The organism is Delftia sp. ZNC0008, from assembly GCF_000799035.1.
Lineage (GTDB): Bacteria > Pseudomonadota > Gammaproteobacteria > Burkholderiales > Burkholderiaceae_C > Comamonas > Comamonas tsuruhatensis.
This window is the reverse complement of the sequence record NZ_JTKZ01000065.1, coordinates 1-728: the sequence shown is the minus strand read 5'-3', so window position 1 is coordinate 728 and position 728 is coordinate 1. Positions and strand designations below refer to the sequence as shown.

At 72.0% G+C, this 728-nt stretch carries 1 protein-coding gene; it reads left to right on the top strand.

The features are described from left to right. Positions 1 to 723, top strand: a 723-nt coding sequence (locus tag L995_RS02050) for an FUSC family protein (RefSeq protein ID WP_047468621.1), incomplete at its 5' end; no start/stop codon positions are given. Between the last annotated feature and the right edge of the window lie 5 nt (positions 724 to 728).

Here is a 728-nt window from a genome sequence, read left to right as displayed (position 1 = left end):
CGCGCACGCGAGGCCGCTGTGGCCTGGCCCGGCGCAGCCGACATGCTGGCCCCGATGGGCTTTGCGCTGCAGGCCCACCTGGCCGCCACCCATGACGTGGCCCTGCCGCCCGGCCACCGCGCCCGCCAATGGCCCGTGGTGCTGCACAGCGATTGGCTGGGCGCGCGCCGCGCCATGCTGCGCGCCAGCGCGGCCATCGCCATCGTGGGCCTGCTGTGGGTGGTGACGGGCTGGAGCGGCGGCGCCTACATGCTGCTGGGCATGTCCATCATGCTGACCGTGTTCTCGGGCTTCGAGAACCCGTCGGCCACCATGCGCCATGTGACCCTGGGCCAGGCCATGGGCGTGCTGGTGGCCCTGGCCTGCCAGTGGCTGGTCTGGCCGTTCGCCAGCAGCCAGGCGGGCCTGGTGTGGCTGATGCTGCCCTTTGTCTACGTGGGCGCACTGCTGTTCTCGCACCAGCGCACCGCGCTCTCGGGCTATGACTGCAACATGGTGCTGCTGCTCCTGCTGCAGCCCCACTACCCGCAGACGGCCAGCTTCGGCCATGCGCTGGCCCTGGGGCTGGCGGTGGTGTCCGGGCCGCTGGCCGGCTGGGCTGCCTACCGATTCATCCTGCCGGTCACCCTGCAGGGACGGCTGCAGGGCCTGCGCTCCATGATGGTCCACGAGCTGCAGGACATGGCCGCCACGCCGGGCCATGCGCGCGATGGCCGCATCTGACGCGG